This is a genomic window from Microbacterium sp. Z10_103, assembly GCF_058310455.1.
Map to the genome: position 1 here is coordinate 558,623 of NZ_JBZEGK010000001.1, position 23,201 is coordinate 581,823.

General features: G+C 70.3%; 19 protein-coding genes. 10 read left to right on the forward strand and 9 right to left on the reverse strand.

What is annotated here, in order from left to right; genetic code table 11:
- Nucleotides 1-5: 5 nt before the first annotated feature.
- Together AC4FS2_RS02475 and AC4FS2_RS02480 are read right to left on the reverse strand one after the other, a co-directional pair.
- Nucleotides 6-1,061 carry a glycosyltransferase family 4 protein gene (locus AC4FS2_RS02475; RefSeq protein ID WP_491153818.1) on the reverse strand — a complete coding sequence of 352 codons (1,056 nt, stop codon included), beginning with the start codon at nucleotides 1,059-1,061 and terminating at the stop codon, nucleotides 6-8.
- A gap of 87 nt (nucleotides 1,062-1,148) precedes the next feature.
- Nucleotides 1,149-2,027, reverse strand: coding sequence for a glycosyltransferase family 2 protein (locus AC4FS2_RS02480; protein ID WP_491176321.1), 879 nt, complete (start codon nucleotides 2,025-2,027; stop codon nucleotides 1,149-1,151).
- Nucleotides 2,028-2,079: 52 nt separating this feature from the next.
- On the opposite strand from AC4FS2_RS02480, the gene AC4FS2_RS02485 reads away from it, so the two are divergent.
- Together AC4FS2_RS02485 and AC4FS2_RS02490 are read left to right on the forward strand one after the other, a co-directional pair.
- Nucleotides 2,080-2,871, forward strand: a complete 792-nt coding sequence (locus AC4FS2_RS02485) for an ABC transporter permease (RefSeq protein ID WP_491153814.1) — start codon at nucleotides 2,080-2,082, stop codon at nucleotides 2,869-2,871.
- Nucleotides 2,871-3,617, forward strand: a complete 747-nt coding sequence (locus AC4FS2_RS02490; protein ID WP_491153812.1) for an ABC transporter ATP-binding protein — start codon at nucleotides 2,871-2,873, stop codon at nucleotides 3,615-3,617. The genes AC4FS2_RS02485 and AC4FS2_RS02490 overlap by 1 nt, the downstream gene beginning before the upstream one ends.
- On the opposite strand, the gene AC4FS2_RS02495 is transcribed toward AC4FS2_RS02490, so the two are convergent.
- Genes AC4FS2_RS02495 through AC4FS2_RS02510 form a run of 4 tightly spaced genes read right to left on the reverse strand, consistent with a single transcriptional unit; the run spans nucleotide 3,602 to nucleotide 9,285 of the window.
- The gene (locus AC4FS2_RS02495; RefSeq protein ID WP_491153810.1) at nucleotides 3,602-4,579 is read right to left on the reverse strand and encodes a glycosyltransferase; all 978 of its coding nucleotides are present in this window, start codon (nucleotides 4,577-4,579) and stop codon (nucleotides 3,602-3,604) included. The two genes, AC4FS2_RS02490 and AC4FS2_RS02495, sit on opposite strands and share 16 nt — an antisense overlap.
- Nucleotides 4,576-6,486 (reverse strand): glycosyltransferase, encoded by a 1,911-nt coding sequence (locus AC4FS2_RS02500; protein ID WP_491153808.1) that lies wholly within the window; start codon nucleotides 6,484-6,486, stop codon nucleotides 4,576-4,578. The genes AC4FS2_RS02495 and AC4FS2_RS02500 overlap by 4 nt, the downstream gene beginning before the upstream one ends.
- Before the next feature lie 52 nt (nucleotides 6,487-6,538).
- Nucleotides 6,539-7,885 (reverse strand): O-antigen ligase family protein, encoded by a 1,347-nt coding sequence (locus AC4FS2_RS02505; RefSeq protein WP_491153806.1) that lies wholly within the window; start codon nucleotides 7,883-7,885, stop codon nucleotides 6,539-6,541.
- The gene (locus AC4FS2_RS02510) at nucleotides 7,882-9,285 is read right to left on the reverse strand and encodes an O-antigen ligase family protein (RefSeq protein ID WP_491153804.1); all 1,404 of its coding nucleotides are present in this window, start codon (nucleotides 9,283-9,285) and stop codon (nucleotides 7,882-7,884) included. The genes AC4FS2_RS02505 and AC4FS2_RS02510 overlap by 4 nt, the downstream gene beginning before the upstream one ends.
- Before the next feature lie 42 nt (nucleotides 9,286-9,327).
- Between AC4FS2_RS02510 and manA the strand changes: the two genes are divergently transcribed.
- The 4 genes from manA to AC4FS2_RS02530 all read left to right on the forward strand — a co-directional run bounded on the left by manA (nucleotide 9,328) and on the right by AC4FS2_RS02530 (nucleotide 15,255).
- Nucleotides 9,328-10,497, forward strand: coding sequence for a mannose-6-phosphate isomerase, class I (gene manA / locus AC4FS2_RS02515; RefSeq protein WP_491153802.1), 1,170 nt, complete (start codon nucleotides 9,328-9,330; stop codon nucleotides 10,495-10,497).
- A 144-nt stretch (nucleotides 10,498-10,641) separates the two neighbouring features.
- Nucleotides 10,642-10,968 carry a WhiB family transcriptional regulator gene (locus AC4FS2_RS02520; protein ID WP_491153800.1) on the forward strand — a complete coding sequence of 109 codons (327 nt, stop codon included), beginning with the start codon at nucleotides 10,642-10,644 and terminating at the stop codon, nucleotides 10,966-10,968.
- Between the two features lie 67 nt (nucleotides 10,969-11,035).
- The gene (locus AC4FS2_RS02525; RefSeq protein WP_491153798.1) at nucleotides 11,036-13,864 is read left to right on the forward strand and encodes a glycosyltransferase family 2 protein; all 2,829 of its coding nucleotides are present in this window, start codon (nucleotides 11,036-11,038) and stop codon (nucleotides 13,862-13,864) included.
- The gene (locus tag AC4FS2_RS02530; protein ID WP_491176323.1) at nucleotides 13,861-15,255 is read left to right on the forward strand and encodes a DUF5719 family protein; all 1,395 of its coding nucleotides are present in this window, start codon (nucleotides 13,861-13,863) and stop codon (nucleotides 15,253-15,255) included. The genes AC4FS2_RS02525 and AC4FS2_RS02530 overlap by 4 nt, the downstream gene beginning before the upstream one ends.
- Nucleotides 15,256-15,368: 113 nt before the next feature.
- Here the strand turns inward: AC4FS2_RS02530 and AC4FS2_RS02535 are convergent, their stop codons facing one another.
- A complete protein-coding gene (locus tag AC4FS2_RS02535) occupies nucleotides 15,369-15,800 on the reverse strand; it encodes a metallopeptidase family protein (RefSeq protein WP_491153794.1) in 432 nt (143 codons plus the stop codon).
- A 69-nt stretch (nucleotides 15,801-15,869) separates the two neighbouring features.
- Between AC4FS2_RS02535 and AC4FS2_RS02540 the strand changes: the two genes are divergently transcribed.
- The gene (locus AC4FS2_RS02540; protein WP_491153792.1) at nucleotides 15,870-16,076 is read left to right on the forward strand and encodes a DUF3499 family protein; all 207 of its coding nucleotides are present in this window, start codon (nucleotides 15,870-15,872) and stop codon (nucleotides 16,074-16,076) included.
- A gap of 512 nt (nucleotides 16,077-16,588) precedes the next feature.
- On the opposite strand, the gene AC4FS2_RS02545 is transcribed toward AC4FS2_RS02540, so the two are convergent.
- Nucleotides 16,589-17,407 (reverse strand): RDD family protein, encoded by an 819-nt coding sequence (locus AC4FS2_RS02545; protein ID WP_491153790.1) that lies wholly within the window; start codon nucleotides 17,405-17,407, stop codon nucleotides 16,589-16,591.
- 16 nt (nucleotides 17,408-17,423) lie between these two features.
- On the opposite strand from AC4FS2_RS02545, the gene AC4FS2_RS02550 reads away from it, so the two are divergent.
- The 3 genes from AC4FS2_RS02550 to katG all read left to right on the forward strand — a co-directional run bounded on the left by AC4FS2_RS02550 (nucleotide 17,424) and on the right by katG (nucleotide 21,835).
- A complete protein-coding gene (locus AC4FS2_RS02550; protein ID WP_491176325.1) occupies nucleotides 17,424-18,419 on the forward strand; it encodes a stage II sporulation protein M in 996 nt (331 codons plus the stop codon).
- A 696-nt stretch (nucleotides 18,420-19,115) separates the two neighbouring features.
- On the forward strand, nucleotides 19,116-19,577 hold the full coding sequence (locus AC4FS2_RS02555) for a Fur family transcriptional regulator (RefSeq protein ID WP_491176327.1): 462 nt from the start codon (nucleotides 19,116-19,118) through the stop codon (nucleotides 19,575-19,577).
- Nucleotides 19,574-21,835 (forward strand): catalase/peroxidase HPI, encoded by a 2,262-nt coding sequence (katG, locus tag AC4FS2_RS02560; RefSeq protein WP_491176328.1) that lies wholly within the window; start codon nucleotides 19,574-19,576, stop codon nucleotides 21,833-21,835. Before AC4FS2_RS02555 ends, katG begins: the two co-directional genes overlap by 4 nt.
- 64 nt (nucleotides 21,836-21,899) lie before the next feature.
- Here the strand turns inward: katG and AC4FS2_RS02565 are convergent, their stop codons facing one another.
- A complete protein-coding gene (locus AC4FS2_RS02565) occupies nucleotides 21,900-23,201 on the reverse strand; it encodes a DUF58 domain-containing protein (RefSeq protein WP_491176330.1) in 1,302 nt (433 codons plus the stop codon).

Below are 23,201 nucleotides of genomic sequence, written 5' to 3' on the forward strand. Positions count from 1 at the left end.
AGGACTCAGCGGCGCCGCGGCTCGGCGAGGGCCCGCTCGAAGGAGCGCAGCGTGGCCTCCGCCGTGCGCTCCCAGGAGAACAGTGCTGCACGCTCGCGTCCACGCTGGGACAGTTCGGCCATGAGCTCGGGGGAGCCGGCGGCGGTGCGCATCGCCGACGCGATCGATTCCAGGCTGGTGGGGTCGATCAGCAGTGCCGCGTCCCCCACCACTTCCCGATAGACGGGGATGTCGCTGATCATGACCGGCAGGCCCGCCATCATCGCCTCCAGGGCGGGCAGTGAGAACCCGTCGGCGAAGGAAGGCATCGCGAGGATCGTTGCGCGCGAGTACAGGTCGCGCATCTCGTCGTCGTCGACCCACCCTTTCAACTGAACCCAGTCAGACATCCCCGTCTCCTCCACCACGGCACGCAGCGGGTCCTCGCCGTGGCTGCCGGTTATCACGAGGCGTGGACGCTCGGCTGCCGGGATCAGTGGAAGCGCGCGGATCAGCGAAGCCCAATTCTTGTGGGGGCGCCGGTTTCCCGTCGCGAGCACCATCGGGTGTGGCTGGGACGCGAGCGAGCGATCGGCGCCGGGAACCTTGGTGCCGGCGAGCGGGACCAGATCGACGCGATCGGAAGGCACGTGCAGGTAGCGCAGGATGGCCTGGCGTGACTCCTCGCTGATCGTCAGGATCCTCGTCGCGTTGCGGGCGGCCATCCGCTCCATCCACTTCACGGGCTCCGTGAAGAGAGGGGTCGACATGTACTCCGGGTGACTCCAATACAGCATGTCGTGCATGGTGATCACGGTGGGCATCGTCGTCCTGCGCGGCCCGAGGAGCGCCGGACAGTGCACGAGGTCCGCGCTGAACCTTTTCGCGGCGCGGGATACCGAGAACAACTCGCCCCAGGCCCAGATTGGCCGACTCTCGCCGCTGATGCCGGAGTCGACGGTCTCGCCGGGGAACCAGGTTCGATCCAGCCGATATCCCTCGCGGCTGAAGTAGCCGATGAACTCCCAGCCCTCGGCCATCGTCCCCAGGCGTTTGTACAGTTCACGGGCGTAGATTTCCATCCCGCCTTTCGTTCCTGTATAGGACAGCAGGTCAACGATCACACGGGGCACGGTCGGACAGCCTAACGGATGCGTCTGTGCGCGACCTCAGCCGAAGGCGAGCGCCAAGGCCGCTCGGCGCGCCGACGATGTCCCCTTGACCAGGACCGTCGGTAGCACCGAGAGGCCGTGCAGACGTGACATCAGCCGCCATCGGGCGGCGCGGTGCGCGCGGTGCCAACCACGCGCGCGAGCTGCCGCGGCGGTGGAGCGGTAGTACCCCCGCTCGTCGGTGAACCGCGTTCCGTCCAGGATCGTCTTCTGCGAGAGGCTCTCGCCGTGGCGTCGGTAGGAGAACGCCGCTCCGGGTTCATAGCGCAGGCCCCCACCGGCGAAGGCGATGTCGACGAGAAGTGCCAGATCCAGGATGATTGGCAGGTCATCTCGGAAGTCGATCTCGCGCAGGCGGTCGGTGCGGAACAGGAGCGATGGCCAGTACAGCCAATCCCCGACCAGCAGGCTGCGTGCCATCTCCTCGGCGCGCAGCGTGGTCGCGCGCCGAGGCGTCAGGATCCGCTGCTTGACGAAGTCGGCGAGTGAGGCCGTGGGGGAGCCGTCGGCGCCGATGACGTCGACGCCGATCTGGAAGACGTCCACGTCCGGATGGGCGCTTGCGAGCGCGCGCATACGGGAGACGAAGTCGGGGTGGAGCAGGTCGTCGCTGCCCATGATCACGACGTAGGGTCCATCCGCAGCCGCGACCGCCCGGCGGAAGTTGGCCGTGATCCCGATGTTCCGCTCGTTGCGAAGGTAGGTGACGCGCGGGTCATCGATCCCCTGGAAGTACTCCGGCACCGATTCGTCGGGGTAGCAGTCGTCGATCACGGTGAGGCGCCATGCGTCGTCGTCCTGAGACAGAACGGATCGGACGGCGGCGCGAAGGTCGTCGGGGTCGCCCCAGAAGGGCATGCAGATGTCGATGATCATGGGAGTCCGATGGGTGCGAACCACCAGCCTATCCGCCCTCTAGACTCTCTTCGTGACCACCGCCGCCGTGGGCGTACCCGGATCGGCCCGGCGCTACCTTCACTCGCTGTGGCTGCTGTCGGCCCGCGATTTGCGTGTGCGGTACGCCACCAGCGGCTTGGGTTACCTGTGGTCGGTTCTCGACCCCCTGGTGATGAGCCTCATCTACTGGTTCATCTTCACGCAGGTATTCCAGCGCTCCGTCGGCGAGGAACCGTACATCGTCTTCCTCATCACGGCCCTCCTGCCGTGGGTGTGGTTCAACGCCTCCGTCACCGACTTCACACGAGCTTTCAACAAGGATGCGCGGTTGGTGCGATCGACCTCCATTCCTCGCTCGATCTGGGTCAACCGCATCGTGCTGAGCAAGGGGATCGAGTTCCTCTTCGCCATCCCCGTGCTCGTGCTCTTCGCGGTCTTCGGCGGCGCGACCGTGGGCTGGGGCCTGCTGATGTTCCCGGTGGCTGTCGCGCTTCAGACGGTGTTGTTGGTCGGGCTCGGACTCCTCGTAGCGCCGTTGTGCGTTCTTTTCGGCGACCTCGAGAGGACGACGCGACTCGTTCTGCGAGTGCTCTTCTATGCGTCGCCCGTCATCTACGGCGTCGGTGATCTGCCCGGGATCTTCCCCCAACTCGCCGCGTTCAACCCGCTGTCCGGCATCTTCACCCTCTTCCGCGTCGGTTTCTTTCCCGACCAGTGGGACACGTTCTCCGTCGTCATGTCCGCTGTGATTTCGATCGGTCTCCTCCTCCTCGGGCTGTTCGCCTTCCCGCGGCTGGAGCGACCCCTGCTCAAGGAGCTGTGATGAGCACTCCGCACGCCGCCATCGAGGCTCGAGACCTCGGTGTCCGGTTCCGCCGCAACAAGCGGGGCAAGCGCACGATCAAAGACCTTTTCGCCGGCTCGTCACGGCGGACACGTCCCGGCGAATTCTGGGCCCTGCGCAACGTCACTTTCGACGTGCAGCCCGGCGAGTCGATCGGGGTGGTGGGGCGCAACGGTCAGGGAAAGTCCACGCTGCTGAAGCTGGTCGCCGGCGTGCTCCTTCCCGATGAGGGTGGGGTGACCGTCCGCGGGGGAGTCGCGCCTCTGATCGAGATCACGGGAGGATTCGTCGGTGACTTGTCGGTCCGCGAGAACGTGCGGTTGGCGGCCGGCCTACATGGGATGTCCCGCGCGGAGGTGAACCGCCGGTTCGATGGCATCATCGACTTCGCCGAGATTCGCGACTTCGTGGACACGCCGTACAAGCATCTGTCGAATGGGATGAAGGTTCGGCTTGCGTTCTCCGTGGTTTCTCAGCTGGACGAACCGACCCTGCTCGTCGACGAGGTCCTCGCCGTCGGTGACCGGGCGTTCCGGGAGAAGTGCTATCGCCGCATCGACGAACTGCTAGCGGAAGGCCGAACATTGTTCTTCGTGAGCCACAACGAGAAGGACCTCCGGCGTTTCTGCACGCGCGGCCTCTACCTCGACAAGGGCGCGCTCGCCATGGATGCGCCGATCGCTGAGGTGCTCGACCGCTACAACGCCGACTACGCGACCGGCTGAGACTCCGTCAAGGGTGGCATCGGCCGCCACGCTCGGTCACGGGCGATGCGCCCGCCGTCACGGAGCCCGCGGAACAGGTGGCTCGTGCCGCGCACTGTGCGCTCCACGGCCAACAGCCGGATGAGCTCCTTCACGAACGTCAGCGCAGTGCCCGCGGCGAAGGGGAGCGGCTTGTAGACGCCCAGCGCGCGATAGTACTGCTTGATATGGGCCCGGTTTCGCATGATGTAGTACCGGTACGCGTCACTCGACGCGTTCATATGACGGATGCCCATGTCCCACTGCTTGATCTCGCGCGTGCGGCGGAGGACGAATTCGTCCACGATCACCGACGTGGTGTGGCGCGAAGCGAGCCAGCCGTAGAGCTGATCGTCCCAGTAGATGAAGAAACGCGGGTCGGGGAGGCCGATCTTCGCGACGATGTCTCGGTGGATGAACATGCCCTCGAAGCACCCCGAGTTCATCTCCTTGTAGCCGGATTCGTCGAAGCTTGCGGGCGCGAACGGGATGGGGATGCCCATCGATTCGGCGACGCGGTACTGCCAGTAGAACTCGCTACCGTCGTAGTCGTAGCGGCGGCCCTGGATGCTGCGGAAGCGTGGCGTCCACGCGCCCATGCGCGCGAGCCCATCGGGGATGACCTCGACGTCGTCGTCCATGAGCCAGATCCACTCCGAACCGAGCTCATAGGCGGTCCGCATGCCCTCGCTGAAGCCGCCCGAACCACCGGTGTTCGTCTCGAGCTTCCGGTAGACGAGTTCAGTGCCGACCCGGGATCGGAACGACTCCACGACCTCGGTGGTGTCATCCACCGAGGCGTTGTCGATGATCACGACGTGGCCCGGCTTCGGATCCATCCGCTCGATGCTCGCCAGCAGGCGCGACAGTAACCCCGAGCGGTTGTAGGTCACGACGGCGATCGTCGCGGAGGCCGGGTCGAACGCTCTGCCGTTCTCGGTCATCGGGGGCTCCTGAAGGTGTTCCGCCACTCCGCCTCGGACACGAGGGCGGGAAGGGCGTCGCGATACCGCTGGGCGAGCGCAGACCATTCGCGACGGAGCCGCCGATGGAGGCGCACGCTGTCGATCAGCATCCGACGGAACTTCGTGCGGTCCCGGGTGTAGATGTTCTTGCCCGACCCGTCGGCGGCGCTGACAAGCGCGCTGTCATAGAGCGGCACCCGCCACCATTGCGCATCGCCTTTACCAAACTCGACCTCGGGCTGCGTGACGTTCTCCGGCTGGGGCTGGCGCAACCAGTGCGCCACCAGCGTTCGTAGCGTGAATGTCCGCAACGCGAGCCCGGTGGGGCTGTCGAATTCGTGCGTCCTCAGCCTCCGGAACACCTGTCGTCCGCGCCGGGACCGGAGTGGGACGCCCGAGTCTTTATGCACGACCGTCTCCGGGAACGACTTCGCCAGTTCGCGCGCCGCCGGCATCGCGGTGGCCAACCCTGCGCGCATGTGCTCGGGGCCCGAGAGGATGTCGCGGATGGCACGGTGCCGGAGGGCGACCGGGTAGTACTGCATCATCATGAGGTGCTTGAGGTCGACGCGCGTGCTGTGCCGCAGGAGCGTTCCGCCGCCCGGAGCATTCGAGTGCAGTAGCGCGGCGACGATGCGGTTGCGGGCGTGGAAGTACGCCTGCCAATCGATCGAGTCGTCCTTGCCCATCCACGACACGTGCCAGAGAGCCACTCCCGGCACTGAGACGGTCGGATAGCCCGCCTCCCGCGCGCGCAGGCTGAACTCCGCGTCGTCCCACTTGATGAACGCGGGGAGGGCGAGACCGACCTTGCGGATGACCTCGACCGGAATGAGGCACATCCACCAGCCGTTGTAGTCGGCATCCATCCGCATGTGCAGAATCGGTGACTGACGCAGATTCGCGACGCTGAAGTCGTGTGGCAGCTTCTCCTGGTACAGCGCCCGCCACATGAAGGGTGCTTCGTCAACCACCTCCGCCCACGCATGCAATTTGGGCCGGTCGAGGAGGTCGAACATGTGCCCGCCCACCAGGGTGGGAACCGACGCGTACTGACCGAACACGATGGAACGGCGCACAGACTCGGGTTCGATCCGCACGTCGTCGTCGAGGAGCTGCACGAAGTCGCTCTCCGGACGTTCGAGGGTCTCGAGCATCGCGCGCGAGAAGCCGCCCGACCCGCCCAGATTCGGCTGGCGGATCAGCTGGAGCGTTTCACCGAGGCGTTCCGCGATGCGGCCGAACCCCTCCTGCTCGGCAACGAGCTGTGTTCCCTGGTCGATGAGGAAGATCCGATCGACAAGCTCCAGCGCCTCGGGAGCGTCGGCGAGGCTTTCCAGCGTCGTAAGGCAGTAGTCGGGCTTGTTGTAGGTCGTGATGCCGATGCTCGCCTTGCCGGCGCGGACGGGTTCGTCTTCCGTGGTCCATTCGGCGCCCTCGAAGATGGCGGGTTCCTGATCGGCGGCGATATCGAACCAGATCCATCCGCCGTCGCTGTACTGCGTCAGCTCGAGGTCGAAGGAGGACTCCGACTCGCCGGAAACCTCCTGCGTCTCCAGTCGCTGTTTCACACCACTGCCATTCGAGCGGTAGACGAGGATCGTCGCAGCGCCGTTCAGCCGGACGGTGAGGCGAACACGCCGCACGGCGGTCCAGTGCTGCCAATAGGAGGCCGGGAACCCGTTGAAATAGGTTCCGAACGACACGCGCTGGCCCGCGGAAATCCGCGCTCGGCGCCGCCCCAGGACGTTGCCGAGCTTCGCGCGGTTGGACACCCGCACGGGCTCCTCGTCGATGACCGACCAGGTCTCGGGGTCCGCGTAGAGGGGGAGAAGATCGGGATCGCGTTCGATCGGGAACACGACATGCTGAAGGGTGTACGTCACGTGAAAAGTCTCCGGATGCTGCACCGGGCCGACGTTTCGGCCACGGTGAATCCTACCCGCGCGGCCCGCCCAAGCCCTGAGCGTCGCCCGACAGCGGCAGAATCTCGGGCGCAACGGGGTCATCCAGCGCGTCCATCCGCTCGCGCCACGAGCGCGATTGACCCGCGCGCATGGCGCACAGGACGAGCATGAACCACCCGAGACCGCTGAGGGTGAAGCTCTCGAAGAGGGAGTCGACGAGGAGGGCGACGAGGATGAGCGGCGTCCACGCGTAGACGACCGAACGGCGTTCGCTGGCGACCAGCCACGACCGCACGAGTGCCACCACGCCGAGGGCGAGAAAGAGCAAGAGCCCCGCCCACCCGATCTGCAGGAGGACGTCGAGGTAGGCGTTCAACGCGGATGCGTGCGATTGCCTCAGAGTCGCGTTGATCGCGTTGAACGGAAACTCGCCAGGGACCCAGGGACCGAACCATCCCCACCCCTGGACGGGACGGAACCGCACCAGCGGGACGAGAGTTCCCCACAGATCGGTGCGGAGAGACAGGTCGTTCTGCGCCCCGAGCCGATCGATGATCGGTCCCCGCAGCGCGTACCCGGCCCCGACGGCCAGCACGACCAGCCCGCCTATGGTCCACTGCAGAACGTTGCGGCGCTCCGGTGATGCGCTGCGGACCGCCACGAGTGCCGCCGTCGCCACGGCCACGGCGAGGGCGACGACGAACACGGTGGGGGAGTCGGTGAGCACGGCGGTGACCCCGCCCAGGACGACGGAGAACACCGCGACGCCGGTGCGGACCGAGAGGGTGCGGTACTCGATGAGGAACGTGATCAGGGCGAGCACGGTCACGAACCCCAGAACGTTGCGGGTGCCGAAGATGCCCTGGATCGGCCCGAACTCGGCGATGCGTCCCTGGATGCCGAGGAAGGGGACGGGCATGTCGAGGAGGATCCCGAACAGGATCTCGAGGCCGAGGGAGAGGGACAGCAGCCAGCGGAGGACGTCGCCGAGCGCCCGTACCGTCTGCAGCGTGTCGCGGACGAGCGCGACGACCACGGCGAGGAGCGCGACGGCGGCCAGCGCGATCCAGCCGGCCAGCGTGTCGCCGCGGTCGCCGGTCCAGGTGACGGATGCGAGCGTCCACGCCAGGAACACCACGAGCGTCGTGGGGGCGAGGCGCACGAGGGAGTACTCCGCGCGGCGGGAGATCAGCATCGCCAGCCCCAGCGCGCACAGCCCGGTGATGATCGTGACGAGGGTGACCTGGCCGGCCACACGCTCGATCGCGAACGCGCTGAAGACGGTGGCCAACGTCGCCAGCGTGTAGGCGCGCGCGAACGATGCGGATGCCAGGAGCCCGGACAGGCCGTGCGTCGGGTGCCGTGCCGAGTCGCTCACGGCACCGCGCTCTGCAGCTCGCCGCGTTCGATCGCCAGGCTCTGCTCGGCCGGGCCGACGCCCACGAGCGGCGCCTGCTTGATCTTGAAGGCGAACAGGATGAACAGCATCCAGCCCCACACGAGAAGCGGCCCCGACTCGGAGACCCCCTGCACGAGCAGGAGGGTGCCGACGAGGGTGGGGAGGAGGGTCAGCGGCGAGTAGGGACGGTCGGCGCGGAGGTCGAAGCGGGGGCGGTCGATCGCGAAGAACCACGCCCGCCAGATGAAGGCGAGGTACGCGAGCGCGAGGAGCACGACGCCGATCATGCCCAGCTGCAGATAGGCATCCTGCCACATGCTGTGCGCCTGGAGCACGGTCTGGCCGTGGTCGACGATCCATCCGTCGAACCGCGGCTCGTCCGGGAGCCAGGGCGTGGCGAATCCCCATCCGATGATCGGATGCTGCGACGCACGCTCGAGCACCTGCTGCCAGATGTCCTCTCGACCGGTGAGGTCGGCGGAGCGGCCGAGGATGCGGAACAGCGTGTCGCGTCCGAACCAGAGGGCCGCGGCGCCTCCGATGCCGACGACGGCGTACAGCACGTACCAGCGGGTGCGTTCCCCGGGGCGCCGGGCGGTGCGCATGAGGAGGACGGTGCCCAGCACCACGGCGACCGCGACCACGGACAGGTAGGCGGTGGCCGAACCCGCACGGACGAGGAGGAAGGCCGCGACGACCATCCACGCGATCAGCAGTTCGCGGCGGGGCGACCGAGCGGCGAAACGGATGGCGAAGACGATGAGCGCGAGCACCATGACGCCGGCGAGCAGGTTGGAGTTGCCGAAGATGCCCTGGATGCGGCCGTCCCAGTCGAAGAAGTTGTCGCGCGACCAGTAGACGATCGGGTCCATCTCCCCGACGGGCCGCTCCCATCCGGGGAGGATGGGGCCGCCGATGAGGATCGACACCGCCAGCTCGAACACGATGCTGAGCCCGATCACCCACTTGAGAGCGGAGGCGATGGTGCGGACGATCTCACGCCAGGTCAGCACGGCGGCGACGAACAGTCCCTGGAGGGTGGTGATCGCCAGGAGCAGCCACGTGAGAATCGACGTCACGGGCCACGCGCTCCACAGCACCGAAAGGGCCGCCCACGCCACATAGCCGAACGCCAGCCAGGGCATCCGCCGGCCCTGCACCGGGGGGCGGATCGAGAGCCACAGGATGACGGAGACGACCCCCGAGAGGACCGTCAGGGCCCCTGTGGCAACGTCGCCGAACGCGTGCACCCAGGCGGTTCCCCCGAGGGCGAGCAGCACGACGAAGACGCACCATCCCCGAAGGAGGAGGTGCCCGGTCTTCTCCCGCGCGGGAGCGGCAGGCGGCGCGGATGCGGGATGCTTCGTGTGAACCGCCATGGGACCTCAGGGTACCGCCCGCACCGGTCGTAGGCTGGGCGCGTGCTGACCCGCATCTCGAACATCCCCCGCGACTACGCCTGGGGATCACCGACGCTCATCGCCGAGCTGGAGGGGCGTGAGCCCACCGGCGCCCCCGAGGCGGAGGTGTGGTTCGGCGACCACCCGGGCTCACCGGCGCTGGTGCACGACGGGTCCGAGCGCACGCTCGACGCGTGGTTGCGGGCGGAGGCGCAGACGGCCGGCGTTCCTGAGCGGCTGCCGTACCTGCTGAAACTCCTGGCCGCCGGCGCACCGCTGTCGATCCAGGCGCACCCTTCGAAGGGCCAGGCGGAGGACGGGTTCGCCCGGGAAGAGGCGACGGGCGTGGCACGGGATGCTGCGGAGCGCAACTACCGCGACGACAACCACAAGCCCGAGCTGCTCGTGGCCGTGAGCGAGCGGTTCGACGCCCTCGCGGGGCTCCGCGACCTGGCGGCGACCCGACGGCTCGTCGACGCGCTCGGCGACACCTCCGGGCCGCGTGCTCTCGCGGCGCACCTGGCGGGCGAGGATGCGGAGGCCGCGCTCCGCGCAACGATCGGGTGGCTCCTCAGCGGCACGGCGGCCGGTGAGGTCGCCGACATCATCGCCGCGGCCGGCACGGCGTCCTCCCCGGAATTCGCCGCCGAGCTCGAACTCGCGCGCACCCTGGCTCGTGCCTATCCCGCCGACCCGGGGGTCGTGGTGGCGCTTCTCATGAACCTCGTGACCCTCCGCCGCGGCGAGGCGATCTTCGTTCCCGCCGGCGTCCTGCACGCGTACGTCGCGGGACTCGGCGTGGAACTCATGGCGGCGAGCGACAACGTCCTGCGCGGCGGCCTCACCACCAAGCACCTCGACGTGGAGGAGCTGCTGACGGTGCTGGACGCCCGCCCGTCCGACCCGCCTCTCCTCGCCCCGCAGGCGCTGGGGCGGGGCGTCGGGCTCTTCGATGCCGGGATCCCCGACTTCGCACTGGCCGCAGTGACGGTGGGAGAGGGCACCAGCGAGGTGGAGCTGGGCGGAGCATCCCTCGTTCTCACGGTCGAGGGGATCGTGGAGGTCACCGGAGCAAGCGGCGACCGGCTCACGCTCCAGCCGGGGCAGGCGCTGCTGGCGACCCCGGTCGAGAGCCCCCTGGTGTTCGCCGGAGAGGGTCACGCATTCGTCGCCATGCCGGGCCGAGCGTAACAACCGCGACACGCCGCGGGCGTGGTGAAGTTTGAAGTCCGCGTTGAGGCTTTAGTATCTGCGACTTGACCCGGGCGAATGACACGGGTGTAATTATGCATACACGCGGCCGGCGTGGCTGAGGGGCTCAGAGCGGGAGACGAGATGGCTGGATCACAGTATCGTTCCGGCGTACCTGAAAATTGGTTCGTCGATCCCGTCCACCTGGGGGTTCCGGGTGTCCGCCGCGACATCGATGTCGTCGACGACAACCCGCTTTCCTGGCAGTCCGAGGCCCTCTGCGCGCAGACCGACCCCGAGGCCTTCTTCCCGGAGAAGGGCGGATCGACCCGGGACGCCAAGCGTGTCTGCACCACGTGTGATGTCCGCGACGCCTGCCTCGAGTACGCCCTTCAGAACGACGAGCGGTTCGGCATCTGGGGCGGGCTCAGCGAGCGCGAGCGGCGCAAACTCAAGCGCCGCGCCGGCTGAACCGATCCGCCGTCCGCGGCGCGTGCGCCCGAGGGTGAGCGCGAGTCCCGCCTAGGCTGACTGCGCCATGCCCGACCGAGTTCACGCGATCCTCGTCGTGCGTCCGGAAGGTCGCACGCCCACATCCGCACATCTGCGCGCCACCCTGACGGCGCTCGCCGCACAGACCCGGCCGGTCGATGCGCTCACGATCGTGCTCTGCGGTGGCGGCAGTGATCTGCGCGACATCGCCGCGCGCTCCGGCGCTGAGGGCGTCATCACCGCCCCGCACGGCACGGGATTCGCTGCCGCGACGGCGATGGCCACCCCGCGCCTGACCGGCGACGCCGTCTGGCTGCTCGCGCAGGACACCGCCCCCGAGCCGGACGCTCTCACCCGCCTGGCCGGAGCGCTCGAGCTGGCAGCATCCGTCGCGTTCGTCGCGCCCAAGCTCGTGCAGTGGGAGGACCGCTCGGAGCTCGTGTCGCTCGGTGTGAGCATGTCACCCCTGGGCAGGACCGTCGATCTGGCCACCGGAGAGCTGGACCAGGGCCAGCACGATGCGGCCGAAGACGTGCTGGGCACTGATATCCGAGGTGTGCTCGTGCGCCTGGACGCATGGCGGCAACTGGGCGGGCTGGATGCGGGGCTCGCCGGCGCGGACGAAGGACTCGACCTCGGCGTCCGGGCGCGGCTGGCGGGGGAGCGGGTCACACTGGTCCCCTCCGCCGTGGTCGCCGTGGCCGGTGACGGAGTTGCGGGGCTTCCCTCCGAACGTCACTCGACGCGGCGCGAGTTCGCGATCCGCACCGCTGAGCTGCACCGTCGGCTCGTCTACGCGCCCGTCGTGGCGCTGGTTCTCCAGTGGCTCTCGCTTCTCCCGCTCGCCGTGTGGCGGACGCTCGCACACCTCGTCGCGAAGCAACCCGGACGCGTCGGCCCCGACTGGGCGGCGACGCTGCTCGTCATGGTGCGGTGGGGGGCGATCGCCCGCGCGCGCGGGCGCATCCGCGCGACGCGCCGCGCCGGATGGGCGCGCCTGACGCCGCTGCGTATCAGCCGGGCGCAGCTTCGCCTCCGATGGGAGGGGGATGGCGCCGACCCCGATGCGCCGGTGCGCTCCGAGCTGCGCTTCTTCACCGGCGGCGGCGCGTGGGCGGTGCTGGGTGCGGCGGCCGTATCGGTCGGCGTGTTCCCGGCTCTGCTGGCGTGGCCCGTCCTCGGCGGCGGCGCTCTCCTGCCGCTCCGCTCCACCGTCGCGCAACTGTGGGCCGATGCCGCGTACGGCTCACGCGCCCTCGGCCTGGGCGACGTCGCGCCGGCCGATCCGTTCGCCGCCGTGATCGCCGTGGTCGGGACACTGTGGCCGTTCGAACCGTCGCGGGCGCTCGTCCTCCTGTGGCTCCTCGCGCTGCCGCTCGCCGTGCTCGGTGCCTGGTTCGCTGCCACGCGCGTGACGGAACGGTCACTGCTGCGCATCGTCGCCGCAGTGGCCTGGGCGCTGGCTCCCGCCTTCCTCGCGGCGCTCGTCGAGGGGCGCCCGGCTGCCGTGCTCGTACACCTGCTGCTGCCGTGGCTGCTCTACACCGGCAGCGTCGCTCACCGCTCGTGGGCGGGCGCGGGCGGAGCATCCCTTCTCCTTGCCGCCGTGATCGCCTGCGCGCCGTCGCTGGCCCCGGCGCTCGTCGTGGCATGGCTGGCCGCGCTCGTCGCCGTGATCGCGGCACGCCGAGGGCACGGCGCGGCGAAGGTCGTCTGGCTCCTCGTCCCGTCGATCGTCCTCTTCGCGCCGCTGGTGTGGGAGCGACTCCGCTCCGGCGATGTCCTCGCACTGCTGGCCGACCCGGGGGTCGCCGTCGGCGGGGGAGTCGCGGCGGACGCGCCCGGTCGCCTCCTCCTGGCCGCCGGATTCCCCACGGCCGACCCGGGTGGGTGGGGCGCGTTCCTCGGCGGCGCGCCCGTGTGGTGGGTGCCGCTGCTGGTCACCCCGCTCGCCATCCTCGCCCTGCTCTCGCTCGTGACCCCTCGCTGGCCGGTCGGCGCGGCTCTCATCGCGCTCACTCTCCTCGGAACGGCGACGGCGTTCGCGGCCGTCGCCATCGCGGTGTCGTTCGCGGGCACGGCGGCAGTGCCGCTGTGGCCGGGTGCAGGGCTCAGCCTCGCGTGGGCGGGAGCCGTCGGAGCTGCCGTGCTCACCCTCGACACGGGACTGCTTCCGCGCCTGCGGATGCTGCGTCCCGCTGTCGCGTTCGTGCTTCTCCTGCCCCTGGTCGTGACGGCGATCCCCGCGCTCACCGCCCCCGCCCGCGACGCGGCCGTGCTCACGAACGGACCCGTGTCGACGCTGCCCGCGTTCGTGGCCGCGGAGGGGCGCGGTGATCCGCGCGTCGGCACCATCGTGCTGAACCCCGGCGGGGACGGAATGATCGTGCGGGTCGTGTGGGGCGGAAGTGAGACGCTCGGCGGGCAGAGCACGGTCCGCGCCACGCGCACCGAAGCCTCTGCGGCAGATCGCGAACTCGCCGACCTGGCGGCGGATCTCGTGACCTCGACGAGCCCGGAGGCCGTGCAGGCCCTTGCCGACCGCGGGATCGCATTCGTGCTCCTGGAAGCGCCGACCGGCGACGCCGAAGCCGTCCGGGCGCTGCGGCTCTCCGCATCCACGGCCCTCGACCAGCGCAACGGACTCGACGCCGTCGGGGATACGACGCGCGGTGCCCTGTGGCGTGTCACCGGCGACGTGCACCCGCGGCCAGACGACACGGCGGCGGTGCGCGACGCGTCGCGGCTCATCGCCTTGGCGCAAATCATCGTCGTCGCGATCTGCCTCCTGCTGGCGGTGCCGACCGCTGCCAGCCGCCGCCTCGCGCGACGGACGCCACGGATCGTCGGTCCTGCGGTGAAGGAGGCGCGATGACCGAGCGTCGCCCGTTCCGGTGGGTGCTCACGAGCACCCGGGTCGTCGTCGGCGCCGCCATCGCGGTGGCGATCGTGATCGTCGTCGGCATCGCGATCGCGTTCCCCTGGCCGACGGCCACGGCCGAGCCCGTCCGGCTGGAGGCGACCCCGGCGCCGTCGGACACCGTCCTGGCGTGCGACGGCCCGCTGCTCGCCCTCGGCCGGGTCGTGGAGCAGGCCGGGCAGCTGTCGGTCGCCGCCGACCAGTCCGTCGTGTCCGGCCCGGCGTCGGCTGGAGCGGCCGAATTCGCACTGACGACCGCGGCCGAGGGCTCGCAGCCTCTCGCGTTCAGCGTCGCCGCCGATGCCTCCGGGCCGGCGTCGTTCGCCGCCGCCGGGTCGAGCGCCGTCGAGGCGGCCGATCTGCGCGGCTTCGCCGCATCCCCCTGTCGTCCGCCGCTCCTGGAGTCCTGGCTCGTCGGGGGCGCCACCACCACCGGATCCGGCGATCTGCTGCTGCTGTCGAACCCGGGCGCGGTCGCGGCGACCGTCGAGGTGACGGTGTACGGAGCCGCCGGTCCCGTGGTCGCCCCCGGCGGTTCCGACCGCGTCGTCGCGGCGGGGAGCCAGGTCGTGGTGCCGCTCGCGGGACTCCTGCCCGATGAGGCGAGTCCCGTGATCTCCGTAACGGCGGTGGGGGCACCGGTGACGGCGGCGCTGCAGTCCAGCCTCATCCGCACGCTGGAGCCCGGCGGCGTCGACCAGGTCAGTCCCGTGGCCGCCGCGTCCGAGCGTCAGATCGTCGCGGGCGTGGTCGTTGCGGCGGAGGAAGCAGACGCGGCCGCCGGTGCGCGGACCATCACGCGCCTCCTCGCGCCCACGGCCGACACGCAGGCCACCGTGTCGGTGCGCGACAGCGACGGCCGCCGGGTGGGCGAGGATGCGACGGTGCCGCTCACCGCCGGGATCCCCAGCGAACTCGGCCTTCCGGGGCTCGCCGCCGGCACCTACACCGTCATCGTCGACGCCGACGCGCCGCTGGTCGCCGGCGCGTGGAGCACCACCGGCTTCGGCCAGGGGTCGGACTTCGGATGGTTCGCGGCGGCGCCGCAGATCGACCGGCCCACCGTCGTGGCGGTCCCGACCGGACTGTCACCGGTTCTCACCCTCGTGAACGACGGCGCCGAAGCGGTGACCGTGACCCTGACGAGCCCCTCCGGCACGAGTCGCGAGGTGGAACTGCCCGCCGAGGGGGCCGCGGAGATCGCGCTCGCGGAGTCGGGCGAGCACGCGATCGACCCGGCCGGCAGCGTGCACGCGGCCGTGTCGTTCGGTTCGACCGGCGCGCTGGCGGGCTTCCCGGTGTGGGGAGCGGATGCTGCCGCCCCGCCGATCGTCATTTTCCCGTAGGTCGTCGCGGCCTGCGGGCCGCGGTCTCGCGTCCGGCGCCCCGAGGACTGCGGGCACGGGCTGCGGGCTCGCGCCCGCGCTGCGGCGGGCGGGCTCGCGCCGCCCGGTGGCGCCTAGAAGCGGAAGCGTTCGGGGCCGAGGTCCCACGGATCGCGGTCGAGGTACTCGGCGGCCGCACGGAAGACGGCACTCTCGATCATCATGCGGCGGTGCAGATCGTCGTCGCGATGCAGGTGGCTGAGGCGCTCGATCGGCACTCGGTAGAGGACGATCCGCTTCTGCTCGCGGAGCACCCGCCAGCGCGGGATCCCCTGCTCGTCTGTGGACGGCGGCAGCACGCCGATCTCGAACGACACGTCGCGCAGCTCGCTCCACGTCGCCCGGAGGAACTCGGCCGCGGTACCCACGGCGAGGTCGAACCGCTCCACGCGGGTGTCCAGCGGGGGGAGCGGGGGCCGAACGACAGGGCTGCGGTTCTCCCGGCCGTGACGGCCGTGCCGCGGAGCCCGGGCGCGAGTGCGCTCGCGAGAGCGTCGGCGAACCATGGCCCCATCCTATGACGCTGTCGGCGAGGCGACGGGGCCGTGTCCGAACGCGCGGATAGGCTGACGGCGATGCGCGACAGACTTTGTTCCAAGGTGGGATGCTCCCGCGATGCCGTGGCGACCCTGACCTACGACTACGCCGATCAAATGGCCGCGGTCGGCCCGCTGGGCAGTACCGGTGACCCGCACGCGCATGACCTGTGCGCCATCCACACCGACCGCCTGTCCGTTCCGCGCGGATGGGTCGTCGTTCGCCACGAGACCCTCCGCGTCTAACCCTCCGTCCGTCGGCGGCCCGGCCTCGCAGCATCCCCCGATTCGAGGCCTGCGGTGCGGCCCCCGCGCCGGCCCCGGGTGGACGCCGCACCCTGAACGGGTTTGGGGCGGAATCCGTGCCTTGGGGCACTCCGGGGCGCGCCCCAAAGCACGGGAAGCGCCCCAAACCCGAAGGCGAGCTGCGCGCCCGCACGCGAGTGGAAGCCGTGTTTCGGTGCGCGCCAGGTGCGACCCGCCCGGGTCCCGGGTGGACGCGGCGCGCCTTGACCGGGTTTGGGGCGGAATCCGTGCTGTGGGGCACCGCCGGGCGCGCCCCAAAGCACGGGAAGCGCCCCAAATCCACGCCGTGCACGGCGTGGGAGCGGGTGGAGCATCCCGGACGGAGGGCAGCGCGCCGCCGGGATGGGGCGCGGTGCGCGGCCGGGATGGGGCGCAGTGCGCCGCCGGGCGGGCGGGTGGGGTGGGGCTAAGTGCGCGGGCGGCGTGGGGTTAGGCGCGCGGGCGGCGTGGGGTTAGGTGCGCGGGAGGAGGGCGGCGACGCGCTGGTCCTCCAGGTAGAGCGCCCGCAATTCGCGCTCGCGTCGCACCCCCGCGATGCCGTGCAGCAGCACGTCGGCGTCGACCGGTGGGAGGGGAGCGACGAACGGGCGCGCCTCCGCTGCGAGGGTCTCGGCCAGCCGCACACGGGCAGCCGGCTGCAACTGCGGCGCCGAGCGCACGAATTGGGCGATGCGCGCGGCGAGGCGGTCAGGCAGGCGTGCGACGTCCGCGATAGTCGCCCATCCCGCGAGAGCAGCTGGGATGCCGGGCGCCGGCGGTGGCAGCGGCCGGGTACGTGTGCGCTCGCTGTACGTGCCGGCCAGCAGGTCGCCCAGGCGCTGGGCGCGGGGCGTGAATGCGCCGACCAGCGCGGCCAGCGAGCCCAGCGTGAACCACAGCTCGAGGACACCCACGAGCGCCCGGAGGAACGCGTGCCGGAAGCCGATGGCGCCGCCGTCTGCGCGGACGATCCGGCCGCCGATGGCGAGCTTTCCGAGACTCCGCCCCCGGGTTGCCGTCTCCACAGTGGTGGGAACGACGACGGTGACGAGGACGAGGACCGTGATCGCGAGGGGTGCGATGACTTCCTCCCCAAGGAGGCCCGCACTCACGAGCCACGAGAGAACGGTCGCGAGGAGGAGGAGAACCGCCACTCCGGCGAGGAAATCGATCAGCGCTCCGACGGCCCGCAGGAAAAATCCCACGGACTGCACGTCCAGGGCGACGGCCTCTCCCGTGACCGTCTCATCCTGTGCGATGCGCACCTGGGCGGGGGAGGGGTCAAGCGCCATGGGTACAGTAAAGCAAATGGACCTCGACGCCCTGACGGCCGCACGGCGGCAGGAGTGGGCGCGACTGGACGAACTGAGCCGCGCTCGACGCCTCTCTGGCGCGCAGGTGGATGAACTGGTCACGCGGTACCGCGCAGCATCCGCCGATCTCGCCGACATCAAGACCTCCGCGGGGCGCACGCCGCAGGGGGACTATGTCTCGACGCTGCTGGCGCGCACCCGACTGCGGCTGACGGGCGTACGCGAGAACCCGGGCGCCCTCGTGCCGCGCTTTTTCCTCGGGCAACTGCCCGCCGCGCTGTATCGGGTGCGCTGGACGCTGCTCGCCGTCGCTGTCGGCTTCTTGGCCGTCACCGTCCTCGTCGCAGTGTGGATCGCCGGTGACCCCGCAGCCGTCGCGGCGCTCGGCGACCGGGCAGAGCTCGAGACCTACGCCGAGGAGGAGTTCACCGGGTATTACAGCGAGAACCCGGCGGCGGTGTTCGCCGGCACGGTCTGGACCAACAATGCGTGGATCGCGGCGCAGTCCGTGATCTTCGGCATCACCGGCCTCTGGCCGCTCATGGTGCTCGTGCAGAACGCCGTCGGCATCGGAACAGCCGCCGCGGTCATGTTCGCCTTCGGCCGCGGCGACGTCTTCTTCTCCTTCATCCTCCCGCACGGCCTGCTCGAGATCACCGCGATCCTCGTGGCGGGAGCGGCCGGGCTGCAGATCTTCTGGGCCTGGGTGGCCCCCGGACCCCGCCGCCGAGCGGATGCGCTCGCCTCGGCCGGCCGGTCCCTCGGCACGATCGCGATCGGACTCGTCTTCGTCCTCGCCGTCTCGGGCGTGATCGAGGGCTTCGTCACCCCCGCCCCGTGGCCGACGGCGATCAAGATCGCGATCGGTGCGCTGGCGCTCGCCGCCTTCCTCGCGTACATGCTCATCCTCGGTCGCCGCGCGGTCCGGGAGCGGGAGGACGGCGACCTCACCGAGTACGAAGCGGGCACCGCGCGGCTCGTCTCCGGATGACCGCGCGCAGGCCCGTCCGGGGGCCTGCGGCTCCCTGCGCCTCGGGTGGCGATCATCCCGAAGCCTCGGGCTTCTCCTGAAGTGTCCGCTCCTCCCGAGGTGCCCGGTCCTCCCAAGGCGCCCGGGGCGGCGTGGGTGGGGAGTGCGTCCTCCGTGTTGGTGAGCGCTCGGGGAGGAGATGTGCGTTTCGGAGGGCCGTTGTGCGGGTTTTCTTCCTCCCCAAGCGCCATCTCCTCCCGACGTGCTCGGTGCCCGGCGGCCGTGCGGGTGGGGTGGGCTTTCCGTGACGGTGAGTGCCTCCTCCGCATGGCTGAGCGCCCGGGGAGGAGATGTGCGTTTCGGAGGGCCGTTGTGCGGGTTTTCTTCCTCCCCAAGCGCCATCTCCTCCTGAGGTGCTCGGTGCCGGGTGGGGGTCGGGCGGGGTGGGCTTCCGTGTCGGTGAGTGCGTCCTCCGCGTGGCAGAGCGCCCGGGGAGGAGATGTGCGTTTCGGAGGGCCGTTGTGCGGGTTTCCTTCCTCCCCACGCGCCATCTCTCCCGATGTGCGCGGTGCGGGCCGGCGCCGGGCCGGGGCGGCGTACGGCGCGGCGCGGAGCACCGAGGCCCCGGCACGACTCCCGGGGCGCCATCCGTCGGGCAGGCTCGCCGCCCGACCCGGTCTTTTTTTGAACGAGTCAAAACTTCACTAGGCTCAGAGGATGCTCGACGGCCCCGACACGACTCCCGAGGCGCTGCTGCGCACCGCGGGTCTGCGCGTGACCTCGACCCGAACGGCCGTCTTCGACGCCCTGTCCGGCCGACCGCACGCCTCCGCCGAGGAGGTGTTCGACCGCATCCGCGTCACCCTCCCGGGGACGAGCAAGCAGTCGGTGTACAACGCCCTCGGCGACTTCGTGGATGCGGGGCTCGCCCGTCGCATCGAACCGGCCGGTCACCCCGGCATGTTCGAACTGCGCGTGGACGACAACCACCACCACGTGGTGTGCACCTCCTGCGGGCGAGTCGACGACGTCGATTGCGTCGTCGGTGCTGCGCCCTGCCTGCACGTCCCACAGGGGAGCGGATACGACATCCGCTCCGCCGAGGTGACGTTCTGGGGGCTGTGCCCGGACTGTCGAGCAGACACTTCACACCCGAACCCTCAGAGAGGATCCGAATGAGCGACATCGCCGCCCCCGGCTGCCCCGTTTTCCATGACGGCGCAGCTCCGGACGACAATCGCCTGCCCGTGGGCGAGGCACCTGCCGACAGCGAGCCGGCAGGGCCCCTGCCCCACCCGACCCAGGGGTCGGCCAACCGCGTCTGGTGGCCGAACGGCATCAACCTCAAGATCCTCGCCAAGAACAACGCCCAGCGCGACCCGCTCGGGTCGGACTTCGACTACAAGGCCGCGTTCCAGGCACTCGACCTCGCCGCGGTGAAGCAGGACATCCTCGAGGCGATCACGACCTCGCAGGACTGGTGGCCGGCGGACTTCGGGCACTACGGCCCGCTGATGATCCGCATGGCCTGGCACAGCGCAGGCACCTACCGCGTGACCGACGGTCGTGGCGGCGCCGGTGCCGGGATGCAGCGCTTCGCCCCGCTGAACAGCTGGCCCGACAACGTCAACCTCGACAAGGCGCGGCGCCTGCTGTGGCCCGTCAAGAAGAAGTACGGCCAGTCGATCTCGTGGGCCGACCTCATGATCCTCGCCGGCAACGTCTCGCTGGAGTCCATGGGTTTCTCGACCTTCGGCTTCGCCGGCGGCCGCGCCGACGTGTGGGAGTCGGATGACGACGTGTACTGGGGTCCCGAGACCACATGGCTCGGCGACGAGCGCTACACCGGCAACCGCGAGCTGGAGAAGCCTCTCGCCGCGGTGCAGATGGGTCTCATCTACGTCAACCCCGAGGGTCCGAACGGTAACCCCGACCCGCTGCTGTCGGCGCGCGACATCCGCGAGACCTTCGGCCGGATGGCCATGAACGACGAGGAGACCGTCGCCCTCATCGCCGGCGGGCACACCTTCGGCAAGACGCACGGCGCAGCGCCCGATGACGCCGTCGGGCCGAACCCCGAAGCCGCCGACATCGAAGAGCAGGGCCTCGGGTGGCACAACTCCCACGGCACCGGCAAGGGCAATGACACCATCACCAGCGGTCTCGAGGTCACCTGGACCTACCACCCGACGCGCTGGGACAACGAGTTCTTCCACATCCTGTACGCGTACGAGTGGGAGCTCTTCCAGAGCCCGGCCGGCGCGCACCAGTGGCGGCCCAAGAACGGCATGGGCGCGGACATGGTTCCGCTCGCCCACTCCGAGGGCAAGCGTGAGCCGCGCATGCTCACCAGCGACCTGGCGCTGCGCGTCGACCCCGAATACGACAAGATCTCCCGGAAGTTCCGGGATGACCCGGTCGCCTTCGGTGACGCGTTCGCCCGCGCGTGGTTCAAGCTGACGCACCGTGACATGGGACCCAAGGAGCTCTACCTCGGCGCCGACGTGCCGCAGGAGACCCTGCTGTGGCAGGACCCGGTTCCCGCTGTCGATCACGCGCTCATCGACGCTCCCGACGCGGCCGCGCTCAAGCAGCAGATCCTCGACAGCGGTCTCACGGTGCAGCAGCTCGTCTCCACGACGTGGGCCGCGGCATCCACCTTCCGTGGCAGTGACAAGCGCGGCGGCGTCAACGGCGCCCGCATCCGCCTGGCACCGCAGAAGGACTGGGAAGTCAACAACCCCGAGCAGCTGCAGACGGTGCTGGGCGTTCTCGAGCGCATCAAGGCCGAGTTCGACGGTCAGCAGACCGGGGGCAAGAAGGTGTCGATCGCCGACCTGATCGTGCTCGCGGGCAACGCGGGCGTCGAGCAGGCCGCTCTCGCCGGCGGTGTGGAGGTCGAGGTGCCCTTCACCTCGGGGCGCACCGACGCGACCGAAGAGCAGACCGACGTGGATTCGTTCCGCTGGCTCGAGCCCATCGCGGACGGCTTCCGCAACTACATCTCTCGGGAGGCGCGGCTCCCCGCGGAGTACCTGCTGGTCGACAAGGCCAACCTGCTCACCCTCACCGCGCCGGAGATGACCGTGCTCGTCGGCGGTCTCCGCGCCATCGGGGCGAACTGGGACGCGTCGCCGTTCGGCGTCTTCACCGCGACGCCGGGCGCGCTCACGAACGACGTGTTCGTGAACCTGCTCGACCTCGGCACCACGTGGACGCCGCTGGACACCGGCAAGCATGCCTTCCAGGGCATGAAGGATGGCTCGGGCGAGCGGGTGGGTGTCGGCTCGCGCGTCGACCTCGTGTTCTCCTCGAACTCCGAGCTCCGTGCCCTCGCCGAGGTGTACGCGAGCGACGATGCCAAGGAGAAGTTCGTGCGGGACTTCGTCGCCGCGTGGCGCAAGGTCACCGAGCTCGACCGCTTCGACCTGGTCTGAGTACACCGCATCCGAAAGGCCCGTCCCGGAAGGGGCGGGCCTTTCGCGTGCGAGGGGGCCGGGACTACAGGCGGCCGGCGGCCTTCAGCGCGAGGTAGCGGTCGGCTACGCGCGGAGGGAGGTCGTCGGCGGATGCGGTGACCGCATCGCCGCCCGCACGCTCCACTGCCGCGGCGACGCGCCGGGCATCCTGCTCGGCCCGCTCGGCGGCGGCAGCGGCGTAGACCTCGGCGGCGGTCGTGCGCGGCGGATCGGCCGCGGGAGCGTCGGACGCGGTCGCCACCAAGACCCGGGAGCGGGCGGCCAGCGCGGGCAGCGAGCCGAGGAAGCCCCGTGCCGCGGCCGGGTCGTCGTGCGCGGTGACCAGCACGACGAGGGAGGGGTGCGTGGTGAAGGTTCGCACGTGGGCGAGCGCCGCATCCCAATCGGTGTCAAGGAGCGCCGGTTCGACCGGTGCCATCGCGTCCACCAGCGCAGGGAGGAGTGCCGGACCCTCCACGCGGGTTACGCGGGCTCGGACGACGCGGTCGAACATCAGCAGGTGCACGTGGTCGCCGGCTCGCTGAGCGAGCGCCGACAGCAGCAGCGCGGTCTCCATTCCCGCGTCGAGGCGGACGCCGTCACCCACGCGGGCCGCTGACGTGCGGCCGGTGTCCACGACGATCACGATGTGCCGGTCGCGCTCGGGCCGCCACGTACGAAGCATGGTGGTGCCGGCCCGCGCCGTCGCGCGCCAGTCGATCGAGCGGACGTCGTCGCCGCGGACGTATTCGCGGAGGCTGTCGAACTCGGTTCCCTGGCCGCGCACCTGCACGCTGGTGTTTCCGTCCAGCTCGCGCAGCCGGGCCAGGCGCGACGGCAGGTGCCGACGGGCGCGGAACGGCGGGAGCACGCGCAGCCGCCCCGGTGCGTCCAGGCGGGCCTGGCGACCGGCCAGACCCAGGGGGCCTCCCGCCCGCGCCACCGCGAACTCGGAGCGCAGCTCCCCGCGCCGCCTCGGCCGAAGGGTCTGCCGCAGGATGCGTCGTTCGCCCGCGGGGACGTCCAGCTGGAGCCGGGCATTCTCCGCTCCGGCCGTCGGTTGCCAGGCATCACGGAGCAGCCCGCGGAGCGGCTTCGGGCCGGGATTGGTCACCACGATCTCCGAGACGACCGGTTCGTCCCGCAGACTCCGGGCGGGGAGGCGGCGCTCCAGGAGAAGGACGCGAGGGTCCGCGGCCCCGGCGACATCGGCGGCAGCGAGGACGGCGCACAGCAGCATCCATCCGCCGACGACCGCCCACGGCGCCACGCCTGCCGCCGTCAGGAGCACGACGGGCACCACCCCGAGGGCGACGAGGAGCGGAAGGCGGCCGGTGATGTACAC